Origin of the sequence: Paracoccus gahaiensis (genome assembly GCF_005048225.1) — a bacterium.
GTDB classification, from domain to species: domain Bacteria; phylum Pseudomonadota; class Alphaproteobacteria; order Rhodobacterales; family Rhodobacteraceae; genus Paracoccus; species Paracoccus gahaiensis.
Window position 1 is genome coordinate 72,137 of the sequence record NZ_SUNI01000005.1, and the last position, 12,484, is coordinate 84,620.

13 protein-coding genes are annotated in these 12,484 nt (G+C 63.9%); 7 read left to right on the forward strand and 6 right to left on the reverse strand.

From position 1 onward, the window contains the following. Positions 1-13: 13 nt before the first annotated feature. The 4 genes from FA743_RS07980 to FA743_RS07995 are packed head-to-tail and all read right to left on the reverse strand — an operon-like array spanning position 14 to position 3,100. Complete coding sequence (locus tag FA743_RS07980) at positions 14-916, reverse strand: YihY/virulence factor BrkB family protein (RefSeq protein WP_136885367.1); 903 nt, start codon at positions 914-916, stop codon at positions 14-16. A gap of 48 nt (positions 917-964) precedes the next feature. Beyond that, positions 965-1,669 (reverse strand): DNA polymerase III subunit epsilon, encoded by a 705-nt coding sequence (gene dnaQ, locus FA743_RS07985; RefSeq protein WP_136885368.1) that lies wholly within the window; start codon positions 1,667-1,669, stop codon positions 965-967. Next, positions 1,662-2,249 (reverse strand): dephospho-CoA kinase, encoded by a 588-nt coding sequence (gene coaE, locus FA743_RS07990; protein WP_136885371.1) that lies wholly within the window; start codon positions 2,247-2,249, stop codon positions 1,662-1,664. Before coaE ends, dnaQ begins: the two co-directional genes overlap by 8 nt. Then, positions 2,246-3,100, reverse strand: a complete 855-nt coding sequence (locus FA743_RS07995) for a shikimate dehydrogenase (protein WP_136885373.1) — start codon at positions 3,098-3,100, stop codon at positions 2,246-2,248. The genes coaE and FA743_RS07995 overlap by 4 nt, the downstream gene beginning before the upstream one ends. 494 nt (positions 3,101-3,594) lie before the next feature. Here FA743_RS07995 and FA743_RS08000 point away from each other — a divergent pair, with 494 nt between their 5' ends. The 7 genes from FA743_RS08000 (at position 3,595) to FA743_RS08030 (ending at position 10,859) form a co-directional block, all read left to right on the forward strand. Beyond that, entirely contained in the window at positions 3,595-4,041 is a 447-nt protein-coding gene (locus FA743_RS08000) for a CopD family protein (RefSeq protein WP_136885375.1), read from the forward strand. A 127-nt stretch (positions 4,042-4,168) separates the two neighbouring features. After that, positions 4,169-5,440, forward strand: a complete 1,272-nt coding sequence (gene rho, locus FA743_RS08005) for a transcription termination factor Rho (RefSeq protein ID WP_136885377.1) — start codon at positions 4,169-4,171, stop codon at positions 5,438-5,440. Between the two features lie 11 nt (positions 5,441-5,451). Further along, on the forward strand, positions 5,452-6,717 hold the full coding sequence (gene mnmE, locus FA743_RS08010; RefSeq protein ID WP_136885379.1) for a tRNA uridine-5-carboxymethylaminomethyl(34) synthesis GTPase MnmE: 1,266 nt from the start codon (positions 5,452-5,454) through the stop codon (positions 6,715-6,717). Between the two features lie 12 nt (positions 6,718-6,729). Next, a complete protein-coding gene (gene mnmG, locus FA743_RS08015; RefSeq protein ID WP_136885381.1) occupies positions 6,730-8,589 on the forward strand; it encodes a tRNA uridine-5-carboxymethylaminomethyl(34) synthesis enzyme MnmG in 1,860 nt (619 codons plus the stop codon). Continuing rightward, on the forward strand, positions 8,586-9,179 hold the full coding sequence (gene rsmG, locus FA743_RS08020; protein WP_136885383.1) for a 16S rRNA (guanine(527)-N(7))-methyltransferase RsmG: 594 nt from the start codon (positions 8,586-8,588) through the stop codon (positions 9,177-9,179). The genes mnmG and rsmG overlap by 4 nt, the downstream gene beginning before the upstream one ends. After that, positions 9,172-9,957: a ParA family protein gene (locus tag FA743_RS08025; RefSeq protein ID WP_136885385.1), complete on the forward strand. Its 786-nt coding sequence runs from the start codon at positions 9,172-9,174 to the stop codon at positions 9,955-9,957. Before rsmG ends, FA743_RS08025 begins: the two co-directional genes overlap by 8 nt. Next, the gene (locus FA743_RS08030; RefSeq protein ID WP_136885387.1) at positions 9,957-10,859 is read left to right on the forward strand and encodes a ParB/RepB/Spo0J family partition protein; all 903 of its coding nucleotides are present in this window, start codon (positions 9,957-9,959) and stop codon (positions 10,857-10,859) included. Before FA743_RS08025 ends, FA743_RS08030 begins: the two co-directional genes overlap by 1 nt. Positions 10,860-10,899: 40 nt before the next feature. Here FA743_RS08030 and FA743_RS08035 read toward each other — a convergent pair whose 3' ends face one another. Both FA743_RS08035 and hemW read right to left on the reverse strand, forming a co-directional pair. Further along, entirely contained in the window at positions 10,900-11,256 is a 357-nt protein-coding gene (locus FA743_RS08035) for a YbaN family protein (protein ID WP_136885389.1), read from the reverse strand. Between the two features lie 3 nt (positions 11,257-11,259). Then, complete coding sequence (gene hemW, locus FA743_RS08040) at positions 11,260-12,438, reverse strand: radical SAM family heme chaperone HemW (RefSeq protein ID WP_136885391.1); 1,179 nt, start codon at positions 12,436-12,438, stop codon at positions 11,260-11,262. Positions 12,439-12,484 lie beyond the last annotated feature (46 nt).

The following is a 12,484-nucleotide window of genomic DNA, read 5'->3' on the forward strand; positions in this document are numbered from 1 at the left end:
CGGGGCGCCCTTGTCATTTCGACTTCTCGGCCAGCAGTTCGTCGAAGCCGCGGCGCGCCTCGCGGGCGGCCCTCAGGCGGCGGCGGCGGGCCAGCTCGACATTGATCAGCGCGCCCAGAAGGACAGAGAACCCCGCCAGATAGAACCACATCAGCAGCGCCACCACCGTCCCGATCGAGCCGTAGATGCGGTTGTAGCTGTTGAAGCTGCCCAGATAGGCCGAGAACGCCATCGACCCCGCCGACCACAGCACGGCAGCGAACAGCGCCCCCCAGGTGAAGATCCGCGTGCGCGGCGTCTTCACGTTGGGACCGTAGCGGTAGAGGACGCCGATGGTCAGGATCACCAGCAGGAACATTCCCGCCCAAGGCAGGACCGTCAGCAGGCTGGAGCGGACCGGTGCAAAGACCATCAGGTTCAGGACTACCGGCACCACCACGATGGTCGCCAACCCCGCCAGCGAGATGCCCACGATCACCAGCGTCAGCAGATAGGCCAGCAGAAAGCCGAAGATCGTCGAATGCGCGCGGACCCCATAGGCCGCGTTCAGCCCCCGGATCAGCGCATCGACCCCGGCCCGCGCGGCGATGGTCGCGATCAGGAAGGACACGAACGAGGTCCAGCCGACCGAGGTCTGGCCGTTGTCGGTCAGGGTGGCGACCTGGTCGTCGACGATCTCGGCCGCGCCGCCGGGCAGGAACTCGTGCGCCACGTCCAGATAGGTCAGCACCACCAGCGGATCGAACCACAGGCTCCATAGCGCGATGATGGCGGCCAGGCCGGGAAAGACCGCGAACATGGCATAGAAGGCCACGCCGGCGGCGATCAGGGTCATGTGGGTCTTGTCCATCCGCTCGAAGATGGCGCCCCAGAACGACCCTATGTCACGCAGCCAGTTCAGCATCATTCCCCACATCGCTTTGGTCCAGCATGAGCCCGGGGGGGCCTGCGCGCAAGGACAGCCTCAGGGTGCGGCAAAACGCGCCCAGATGGCCTGATCGCCCAGGGCGGCCACGAAATCGGCGTGCGCCCTGGCCTCGGCCTCGGTCACCCGAGGCGGCAGGGCGCGCGGGCGCGGCGCGCGGGGCTGGATCCGGCCATCGGAATCGCGCGGGGCGTCGTCCGCGGCGGGCCTGTCCAGCACCAGGTCGGGCTGCCGGCCGCCGATCAGCTCCAGATAGACCTCGGCCAGCAACTCGCTGTCCAGAAGCGCTCCGTGCAGCTCGCGACCCGAATTGTCGATGCCGAAGCGGCGGCAGAGCGCGTCCAGCGAGGCCGGAGAGCCGGGAAACTTGGTCCGTGCCATGCCGACCGTGTCCAGCGCCCGCGACCAGGGCAGGACCGGATGGCCCGCGCGCTTCAGCTCGGCATTGAGGAATTTCATGTCGAAGCTGGCATTGTGGATGACCAGCTTGGCCTCGGACCCGACGAAGTCGAGGAAATCCTGCGCGACGGCGGAGAATTTCGGCTTGTCCCGCAGGAAGTCGTCGCCCAGGCCGTGGACGTCGAACGCCTCCTTCGGCATCGCGCGTTCGGGATTGATGTAGACGTGGAAGGTGCGGCCGGTGGGCAGGTGGTTCAGCAGCTCCAGCGCGCCGATCTCGACGATGCGGTCGGCGCCCTCGGCGTCGAAGCCGGTGGTTTCGGTGTCCAGAACGATCTCACGCATGGGCGGTGACCTCTCTCACGATGCGGGCGACGGCGGCGCGGGCCGCCTCGGGCGTGTCGGTCGGAATGATCCAGTCGGCCCGCCGGCGTTTTTCCACATCGGGCATCTGCCGCGCAAGGATCATCCGCAGCGTCTCGGGTGTCATGCCGGGACGCGCCAGCACACGGGCCGCCTGCGTGTCGGCATCGGTGGAGACCACAGCCACCCCGTCCAGATCGGGGGGCGCGGCGCTTTCGAACAGCAGCGGGATGTCCAGCAGGACCAGCGGGCGGTCGGCGTGGCGCGTCACGAAGGCCTGCCGGTCTCGGGCGACCAGCGGATGCACCAGTGCCTCGAGCCGCGCCAGCGCCCCCGGATCGGCGGCCAGCGCGTCCTTGAGCGCCGCGCGGTCGATCCCGCCGTCGCGCAGCGCGCCCGGAAAGGCCGCCGAAACCGGTCCCACCGCCGCACCGCCGGGGGCGTAGAGGTCATGGACGACCGCGTCGGCGTCCCAGACCGGATGGCCCAGGTCGCGGAACAGGCCTGCCGTGGTGGATTTGCCCATGCCGATGCTGCCCGTCAGGCCAAGGCGGTAGGTCATCCCAGGGCGATCCGCCGCGCCTCGTCATCGACCTCGGGGCGCTGGCCGAACCAGCGCTCGAACCCCGGGGCAGCCTGGTGCAGCAGCATGCCCAGACCGTCGACCACCTGACAGCCCCGCGCATGCGCCTCGGCCAGGAAGGGGGTCATCAGGGGCGTATAGACCAGATCCGTCACCACCGCGCCGGGCAGCAGCGCGTCCAGCGGCACGCGCAGGGGCTGCTTGCCCTCCATCCCCAGAGAGGTCGCGTTGACGACCGTGGTCGCCCCCTCCAGCATGTGGCCGACCTGCGCCCAATCATAGACGACCAGCCGGGCACCGAACTCGGCCCGGATCTGCTCGGCCCGCAGCCGCGTGCGGTTGGCGATGCGCAGTTCCCGGACACCGCTGTCCAGAAGCGAGGCCACCACGGCCCGCGCCGCACCCCCGGCCCCGATCAGCGCCGCCGGGCCCCGGTCGGGCTGCCAGTCGGGCGCATGCTGGCGCAGGTTGGCGATGAAACCGTAGCCATCGGTGTTGTCGGCATGGATCTTGCCGTCGGGGCGGAAGATCAGCGTGTTGGCCGCACCGATCAGCGCGGCGCGGTCGGTCACCGTGTCGGCCAGCGTCAGCACGGCCTCCTTGTGGGGGATGGTGACGTTCGCACCGACGAAGCCGGCGCGGGGCAGGATGCGCAGCACCTCGGCCAGATGCTCGGGCATGACCGGAAGCGGCACGTAATGCCCGGGCAGGCCATAGCGCGCCAGCCAGTGCCCATGCAGCCGGGGCGAGCGCGACTGCGTCACCGGCATGCCGATGACCCCCACAAGGGGCGCGTGGCGGATCTGGCTGGCGGGGACGGCGTCTTGCATGGGTTCATTCATCGCTGACCGGATTGAACCTGCAGACTAGGGCGAGATGAGGCGAGGCGAAAGGTCTTGTTGATCCGCCTCGGCCGGCGGGGGCGGAGGTGGCCTGCGCGCCTGTGGACAGAAGGCGGGGGGAATCGGTGCGGCGCCTGGAGACAACAGGCGTCAAGCCCTCGCGGGCGCTGAGTTTCACCCGGAACGGATCCGGAACGGGCTGGGCTTCTCCACAGGTGGACAACCCGGGCGGCGCTTTGGCCCGATCTGTGGACAGATTAAGGGCGCCGGCATTATCCTCAACCTTATCCACATTCGATCATTTTGTTTACAAACGATTATCAGGCATCGTGCCACTTTGCCCACGGGGTTGTCCACAAGCCCTGATTCTGAGGAAATCACGGTGGGCAGAGTCCAGATCCTTCTGTCCACAGCCCCTACTACAACAACATTCCTTTCTCTCTTCTTTCTCTTTAAGGGGAGGCAAGAGACGAGGTTGCGCGATGTTCGACTGGCTGGCCCTGATCTATCCCTATGCGAAGGCATTCCACGTCATGGCGGTGATCTCGTGGATGGCGGGGCTGTTCTATCTGCCGCGCCTGTTCGTCTATCATGCCGAACGCGGCCCGAACGGCCCCGAGCCGACAGCCAGTTTCGTCATCATGGAAGACAAGCTGCTGCGGGTCATCATGCGCCCGGCGATGATCGCCACATGGATCAGCGGGCTGAGCCTGGTCCTGACCCCGGGGATCGTCGACTGGTCGATGATCTGGCCCTGGGTCAAGGCGGCCTCGGTGATCGCGATGACCGTGTTTCACGTCTGGTGCGCCCGAGAGCGGCGGTCTCTGGAGGGCGGGCAGGCCCGGGCGGGGCGCAGCTACCGGATGATGAACGAGGTTCCGACGCTGCTGATGATCGCCATCGTGACCGCGGTCATCGTCAAGTTCTGATCGAAAAGATTGACTCGCCGGGGGTGGCGGCTTATGTGCGCCGCAACCCCGGCCGTCCGGTACGGGATTCCCGAAACACACCGTCTTCCCCGTCCGATCCGTCGCGCGGCCGAAAGTATTTGCCAAGATGACCGAAGAACGCCTCAATCTGCTTGATCTGAAAGCCAAAAGCCCCGCCGACCTGCTGTCGATGGCCGAGGAATGGGAGATCGAGAACGCCTCGACCATGCGCAAGGGCGAGATGATGTTCTCGATCCTCAAGGAGCATGCCGAGGAAGGCTGGGAAATCGGAGGCGAGGGCGTGCTTGAGGTCGTGCAGGACGGTTTCGGCTTTCTGCGGTCGACCGAGGCGAACTATCTGCCGGGACCCGATGACATCTATGTCAGCCCCGACATGATCCGGCAGCATTCGCTGCGCACCGGCGATTCGGTCGAGGGCGTCATCCGCGCCCCGGGCGAGAACGAGCGCTATTTCGCACTGACCAAGGCCGAGAAGATCAATTTCGAGGATCCCGAAAAGGCGCGCCACAAGGTCGCCTTCGACAACCTGACGCCGCTCTATCCCGATGAACGGCTGTCCATGGAGATCGAGGATCCAACCCTGAAGGACCGCAGCGCGCGGATCATCGACCTGGTCGCGCCGATCGGCAAGGGCCAGCGGTCATTGATCGTGGCCCCGCCGCGGACCGGCAAGACGGTGCTGCTTCAGAACATTGCCCATTCGATCGAGCGCAATCATCCGGAATGCTATCTGATCGTCCTGCTGATCGACGAGCGGCCCGAGGAAGTCACCGACATGCAGCGCAGCGTGCGTGGCGAGGTCGTCTCCTCGACCTTTGACGAGCCCGCCAGCCGCCACGTCGCCGTGTCGGAGATGGTGATCGAGAAGGCCAAGCGCCTCGTCGAACACAAGCGAGATGTTGTGATCCTGCTTGATTCGATCACAAGACTTGGTAGGGCGTTCAACACTGTTGTGCCCAGTTCGGGCAAGGTGCTGACCGGTGGTGTCGATGCGAATGCCCTGCAGCGTCCCAAGCGGTTCTTCGGCGCCGCGCGCAACATCGAAGAGGGCGGCAGCCTGACCATCATCGCGACCGCGCTGATCGATACCGGCTCGCGGATGGACGAGGTGATCTTCGAGGAATTCAAGGGCACCGGCAACAGCGAGATCGTGCTGGACCGCAAGGTGGCCGACAAGCGCGTCTTCCCGGCGATGGACATCCTGAAGTCGGGCACCCGGAAAGAGGAACTGCTGGTCGACGCCAAGGACCTGCAGAAGACCTACCTGCTGCGTCGCATCCTCAATCCGATGGGAACGACCGACGCGGTCGAGTTCTTGATCTCGAAGCTGAAGCAGACCAAGAGCAATGCCGAGTTCTTTGACTCGATGAACGCCTAGACGGGGCAGCGATGGATCTGATCTTTGCAGAAGCCACCCCGCCTGGTCGGGGGGGCGTTTCCGTCATCCGCCTGAGCGGGGAGGGCGCCCGAGCGACGGCTGAGCGTCTGGTCGGACCGCTGGATCAGCCGCGATACGCGTATTTTCGCGACCTCAAACATGATGGCGAGCCGATTGATCAGGTTCTGGTGACATGGTTCGCGCAGGGATCGAGTTTCACGGGCGAGGAAGTGGCCGAGCTGCACCTGCACGGGGCTCCGGTCATTGCGCGTCGCGTCGGGCGGGCCTTGGCTGACATGGGCGCGCGCCCTGCCGAAGCCGGGGAATTCACGCGTCGTGCCTTTCTCAACGGTCGGATGGACCTGGCTGAGATCGAGGGTCTGGGTGATCTGTTGGCCGCGGAGACCGAGGCACAGCGGAAACTGGCTCTGCAGGCCCTTTCGGGGGAGGTCGCCAAGCGGGCCGATGCGTGGCGGGCCTTGCTGATCGAGGCAGGGGCCTTGGTCGAAGTCAGCGTCGATTTCGCGGATGAGGATGTCCCCGAGGAGATCCCTGCGCGGGTCTTCGAGGCCGTGGCGGACCTGCGGGGCCGCATCCAGGCCGAACTTGATGGATTTCAGGCGGCAGAACGGATCCGGGAGGGGTTCGAGGTGGCGATCATCGGTCCCCCCAATGCAGGTAAATCGAGCCTTCTCAACCGCTTGGCTCGACGGGAGATGGCGATCGTCTCGGAGACTGCAGGGACAACGCGCGATGTCATCGAGCTTCGTTTCGATCTGAAGGGGATCGCCGTCACATTCCTGGACACGGCGGGCCTGCGGAACGCAGAAGATGGTATCGAAAGCGTCGGGATCGAGCGCGCGCGGATCCGGGCACAAGGCGCTGACTTGAGAATCCACCTTTCGGATACGGCCGAGCCCGTGTCCGATCTTTGGGCACCGGGAGATGTGATCGTGCGAGGTCGCGCGGACCAAGATCCGGGATATGGCGGTCTTTCGGTGTCGACACGTACAGGCTTGGGCATAGACGATCTCTTGGCACGCCTTGCGGACGAACTCTCGACGCGCATTGCGGGCGCGGGGATTGTCAGCCATGATCGCCAGCGGACAGAGTTGGTCGAGGCGGTCCGCGCGCTTGAAGGCTTGGAGGATCTGCCCGTCGAGTTGGTTGCAGAATCGCTCCGCATTGCGGCATCCTGTCTGGATCGGCTGGTGGGTTCGATCGGGGCAGATGACTATCTCGATGCGATCTTTTCATCTTTCTGCATCGGTAAATGAGGAATGTTCCACGTGAAACATTATGATGTTGCTGTCATCGGGGGTGGACATGCCGGTGTCGAGGCTGCTGCAGCCGCCGCTCGGATGGGATCGTCGGTCATTCTGGTGACGATGCGTCAGTCCGATATCGGCGCCTTGTCCTGCAACCCTGCGATCGGCGGGCTGGGAAAGGGGCACCTTGTCCGGGAAATCGACGCGCTGGACGGTGTCATGTCGCGGCTTGCAGATCGGGCAGGCATTCAGTTTCGGTTATTGAACCGCCGAAAGGGTCCTGCGGTCCGCGGGCCAAGAGCGCAGATGGACCGGCGGCGGTACCGGGAGGCATCTTGGGACGCCATGCGGACCTATCGGGGCGTCGATATCGTATTCGGGACAGTTACGGACCTTCTGCAGGTGAATGGCCGGGTACAGGGTATTCGTCTTGATGAAGGCCAAGAGATCAACTGTGCCGCAACGATCCTGACGACGGGAACATTCTTGAACGCCACCATCCATATCGGAGACGTATCTCGGTCTGCGGGCAGATGGGGTGATGGCGCATCGACCGGCCTCGCGGACGCTTTGCATCGGCTTTCCTTGCCGCTTGGTCGCCTGAAGACAGGAACGCCCCCCCGTTTGGATGGTGCGACGATCGATTGGGCGGCGCTGGAAATGCAGCCGGGCGACGCTGATCCGTCCCTGTTTTCCTACCTAAGCACCGGTCCGGAGATGCCGCAGATCTCCTGCGGGATCACGCATACCAATGAAGTGACGCATCAAATCATCAGAGATAATCTGGCCAGATCTGCCATGTATGGAGGCCATATTGCAGGTCGCGGCCCGCGGTATTGCCCCTCGATCGAAGACAAAATTGTCCGATTTGCGGACAAGACGTCTCACCAGATCTTCCTTGAGCCTGAAGGGGTCGACGAGACGTCCGTCTATCCGAACGGCATATCAACATCGCTGCCGGAAGACGTTCAGGATGAGTATGTCCGTTCTATTCGAGGGCTGGAACAAGTTCGGATTCTCCAGCCAGGGTATGCCGTCGAATACGATTACGTCGACCCGACATGTCTGGACAACTCACTCGCCGTGAGGTCTGTGCCGGGCTTGTTTCTGGCGGGGCAGATCAATGGGACGACCGGCTATGAGGAAGCGGCGGCTCAAGGACTGGTTGCCGGTATCAATGCCGCGATCGGGGCCGCTGGCAAGGCGCCGACATTTTTCAGCCGGAGTGAAAGCTATATCGGTGTCATGATCGATGACTTGGTCACACATGGTGTTTCCGAGCCCTATCGCATGTTCACCTCCCGGGCGGAATTCCGGCTGACCCTTCGCGCGGATAACGCCGACCAACGATTGACGCCATTCGGGATTACCCTTGGGTGTGTGGGTGATGCGCGGCGCGATGCTTTCGAGAAGCGGCAGTTGGCCTATGTCGAAGCGCGTGCAAAGGCTGAAATGACGTTGATGACACCATCCGAACTCAACCGCCTTGGCATCCAGGTGCGAAAGGACGGGAAAGCGCGGTCTGTGTTTGCCCTCCTCGGGCTGCAGGAGATGGATGATATAGAGGTGCAAAGCAAGATCCCTCTTCTGACATCGATCTCGGACGACACGTTGGCGCAGTTGAGGAACGATGCATTGTATGATCAGTATACGGACCGTCAGGATCGGGATGTGGCTGCCCTCAAGCAGCACGAGAACCTCCTGTTACCGCAGGATATGGACTTTCTCTCCCTTGGTGGCCTTTCAGGGGAGCTATCCCGGAAATTGGACGAGCGGCGGCCAAAGAACCTGGCGGAGGCCGCAAAGATTGAGGGGATGACGCCAGCGGCGCTGACGTTATTGATTGCATCCGTCCGGTTCGGGCAGCGGAAAATGGCATGACGGCTGTTTCACGTGAAACATTGCTACGCCTGGATATGTACCGGGGCTTGGTCGAAAAGTGGAACCCCAAGATCAATCTTGTTGCGGCATCGACTTTGCCGGATTTCCAATCCCGCCATTTGGACGATAGCCTCCAGCTTGTCGACATTGCTCGTCCTTCAGGGGGAACCTGGCTTGATCTTGGCAGCGGCGGCGGATTGCCAGGCATCGTGGTTGCGATCATGACCGCCGACCGCCCGCTCTCGATCATCTTGGTCGAGAGCGACCGTCGAAAATCTGCCTTCTTGCGAAACGTCGTTCGAAAGTTGTCCCTGCCAAACGTGTTGGTCATTTCTGATCGTATCATGTCGATTCCGCCCCAAAAAGCTGACCACATTTCCGCCCGCGCCCTCGCGCCTCTTCCGCAGCTGCTCGAGATGGTCCACATGCATCTGAAACCGACAGGAACGGCATATTTGATGAAAGGTCGAACGTGGCGCGAGGAATCTGCGTGGACGAAGGACGATTGGCAATTTGATCTCGAGGCCGTTCCGAGTAGAACAGATCCGGAAGCCGCAATTCTGAAAGTGACCGGAGTCTCTCATGCCTGAACAGCACATCGTGGCAATCGCCAATCAGAAGGGCGGTGTCGGCAAGACGACCACGGCGGTCAATCTGGGGGCAGCCTTGGCGCAGGCGGGACATGCCACGATTCTCGTGGATCTGGATCCTCAGGGCAACGCTTCGACGGGGCTGGGAATTTCGGCAGATCAACGTCAGCATACGATCTACGACCTTCTGACAGGCGACGTTGATCTGGAGACGGCATCGGTCGCGACCGACATTCACAACCTGCGTTTGGTCCCGTCCACGTCTGACCTCGCCTCCGCGGATGTGCAGCTGTCACACGTCATGGACCGAACCCGCCTCCTGGAGCGGCAGCTCGCCTCGGCCCCAGCAGGGACCATCATCCTGATCGACTGCCCGCCTGCTTTGGGCCTTCTCACCGTCAACGCGATGGTCGCGGCTTCAAGCGTGCTCGTTCCCTTGCAGGCAGAGTTCTATGCACTTGAGGGCCTGTCGCAGCTTCTGGCCACCGTCAAGCAGGTCCGGCAGGGCGCAAATCCCCGCCTGCGCATCAATGGCATTCTTCTGACCATGTCGGATTACCGGAACAACCTGTCTCAGCAGGTCGAGGCCGATGCACGCGAGACCTTGGGCGATCTGGTCTATCCCACGGTCATTCCCCGCAATGTCCGCGTATCAGAGGCCCCGTCGCATGCCCAGCCCGTGCTGATCTATGACCCCAGCTCGAAGGGCAGCGTTGCCTATCGTCAGTTCGCGACCGAGTTCACCGCACGCCTGAAACTTCAGCCGGAGATTGCCTGATGTCGGACAACAAGCTTGCCAAACGCGGCCTTGGGCGGGGCCTGTCGGCGCTCATGGCGGATATGGATCTGGATGGCGGTCCCGCAGGCCCTGCGGCGGCGACTCGTGATCGGACCCTGGTTCCGATCGAACAGATCACCGCAAATCCCGATCAGCCGCGACGGAGCTTCGATCCCGAGGCTTTGCAGGAACTGGCAGCGTCCCTCAAGCAGCGCGGGGTTTTGCAGCCGCTCATCGTGCGCCCTCACCCTCAGGACAAGGGGCTGTACCAGATCGTTGCCGGGGAACGCCGCTGGCGCGCGGCGCAGATGGCGCAATTGCATGACATTCCGGTCATCATCCGCGAGATGTCGGATACGGAGGTTCTGGAGGTCGCGATCATCGAGAACATCCAGCGCGCCGACCTGAACGCGATCGAAGAAGCCGCATCCTTCCGCCAGTTGATGGAGCGTTTCGGGCATACGCAGGAACGCCTCGCCGAGGCGCTCAACAAAAGCCGCAGCCATATTGCCAATCTTCTGCGCCTCCTGTCGCTGCCCGACTCGGTGCAGGACATGGTCAAGACGGGAAAGCTAAGTGCCGGTCATGCGCGGGCCCTGATCACGGCACAAAATGCCCCTCAGCTCGCCCAGAAGATCGTCGAGAAGGGCCTTTCAGTCCGGGACACGGAAGAGATGGTTCGGAATCTTGACCAGTCCGGGACCAAGCCTGCGCGCAAATCCTCCGCACGGGCCCATGACAAGGATGCAGACACCCGGGCGTTGGAGGCTGATCTGTCCGCCCACCTGAAGATGAAGGTCGACATCACCCATGTCGGGACCGAGGGCGGGCATCTCACGGTCACCTATCGAGATCTGGATCAACTGGATCGGCTATGCCAGCTTCTGGGCGGGCAATCCTGACCACATCTGGCGTTTCAACACGGTCAGTCCGCTAAATGTGCTATGCCTCGGGCCGGCTGATCAGATAAAGTGCGACGGTCGCACAGACCGCCGCCTGAACCCCCACGACCCAGGGCGGCATCCCGACATACCAGGACAGCGCGACGCCGCCCGTCATGGCGCTGATCGCCCAGATCTTGGCCACCCGCCCGACGGCGCCCCGCTCCTGCCACGCCTGAACCGGCGGGCCATAGGTCGGATGCTCGAGGATCCTGCGGTGCAGTACGGGCGAGGATCGTGCGAAGGCCCAGGCTGCCACCAACAGGAAGGGAACGGTCGGCATGACGGGCAGGGCGACGCCCACGATTCCAAGACCAAGGAACAGCCAGCCCACCATCAGCCATAACCGACGTCGCATGGCTCAGGCCGCCAGATCGCGCAGGATGGCGTTGAGGACCGGACGCCCCTCGGCAGTGGCATGAATCCGACCGTCCTGCCGACGGATCATCCCCAGATCGATCAGAGAGGCCACCGCCGCCGCGTCAAAGCCGTGGCCGGCCAGCGCGGCATAGCGCGCTTCGTCCAGCCCTTCGGTCAGGCGCAGGGCCATCAGCAGATACTCCGTCGCCTGTTCGTCCTGCGGGATGAACTCGCGCAGGCTCTCCCCCGTTCCCTCGGCCTCGACCGCGGCCAGCCAGGCGCCCGGAATCCGATGCGCCTCGGTCGCGATCCGTCCCTGGGGCAGGGTCAGCCGCCCATGCGCCCCCGGCCCGACCGCCGCCCAGTCCCCCTGGCGCCAATAGACCAGGTTGTGGCGGCTTTCCGAGCCCGCCCGCGCGTGGTTCGAGATCTCGTAGCAGCCCATTCCGGCAGCCTCGCAGATCTCCTGCGTGTCGAAATACATGTCCGCCGACAGGTCGTCATCGGGCAGGTCGCGCAGCGTGCCGGCGGCGGCGCGGCTGCCGAAGGCCGTGCCGGGCTCGATGGTGAGCTGATAGAGCGACAGATGGTCCACCGTCATGTCCAACGCTGCGCGCAGTTCGGCCCGCCAGGCGGCGCGGTCCTGCCCCTGGCGCGCATAGATCAGATCGAAGCTGACCCGCCCGAAGACCTCGCGCGCCACGTCGAAGGCCGCCCGCGCCTCGGCCACCGAATGCAGCCGCCCGAGGCGCCGCAAATCGGGGTCGTTCAGCGCCTGGATGCCCATGGACAGCCGGTTCACCCCCGCATCCGCAAAGCCGCGAAACCGGCCCTTCTCGACGCTGGTCGGATTGGCCTCCAGCGAGATCTCGATATCGTTGGCGAAGCCCCATCCAGCCTGCGCGGCCCGGATGACCGCATCCACCGTCTCGGGCTGCATCAGGGACGGGGTGCCCCCGCCAAAGAAGATGCTGCCCAGATGGCGGTCCGGCGTCTCGGCAGCCACCCGGGCGATCTCGGAGGTCAGGGCCGCCGCCCATCGCTTCTGGTCGACATGGGCGGTGACATGGCTGTTGAAGTCGCAATAGGGGCATTTGGCCGCGCAGAAGGGCCAATGGACGTAGAGGCCGAAGCCGCCCGCCCGCCAATCCTCCGACTGCACCGCGCCACTCGGTGTCATCCGCGGACCGCCCCGATCTCCGTGCAGAGACCGCAGGCCCGTCCGG

Coding starts and splice junctions, on each gene's coding strand:
- FA743_RS08030 (WP_136885387.1), top strand. CDS start 9,957: ATGTCGGACAACAAGCTTGCCAAACGCGGCCTTGGGCGGGGCCTGTCG.
- hemW (WP_136885391.1), bottom strand. CDS start 12,438: ATGACACCGAGTGGCGCGGTGCAGTCGGAGGATTGGCGGGCGGGCGGC.
- FA743_RS08000 (WP_136885375.1), top strand. CDS start 3,595: ATGTTCGACTGGCTGGCCCTGATCTATCCCTATGCGAAGGCATTCCAC.
- FA743_RS07995 (WP_136885373.1), bottom strand. CDS start 3,100: ATGCAAGACGCCGTCCCCGCCAGCCAGATCCGCCACGCGCCCCTTGTG.
- rsmG (WP_136885383.1), top strand. CDS start 8,586: ATGACGGCTGTTTCACGTGAAACATTGCTACGCCTGGATATGTACCGG.
- coaE (WP_136885371.1), bottom strand. CDS start 2,249: ATGACCTACCGCCTTGGCCTGACGGGCAGCATCGGCATGGGCAAATCC.
- rho (WP_136885377.1), top strand. CDS start 4,169: ATGACCGAAGAACGCCTCAATCTGCTTGATCTGAAAGCCAAAAGCCCC.
- dnaQ (WP_136885368.1), bottom strand. CDS start 1,669: ATGCGTGAGATCGTTCTGGACACCGAAACCACCGGCTTCGACGCCGAG.
- FA743_RS08025 (WP_136885385.1), top strand. CDS start 9,172: ATGCCTGAACAGCACATCGTGGCAATCGCCAATCAGAAGGGCGGTGTC.
- FA743_RS08035 (WP_136885389.1), bottom strand. CDS start 11,256: ATGCGACGTCGGTTATGGCTGATGGTGGGCTGGCTGTTCCTTGGTCTT.
- mnmE (WP_136885379.1), top strand. CDS start 5,452: ATGGATCTGATCTTTGCAGAAGCCACCCCGCCTGGTCGGGGGGGCGTT.
- FA743_RS07980 (WP_136885367.1), bottom strand. CDS start 916: ATGTGGGGAATGATGCTGAACTGGCTGCGTGACATAGGGTCGTTCTGG.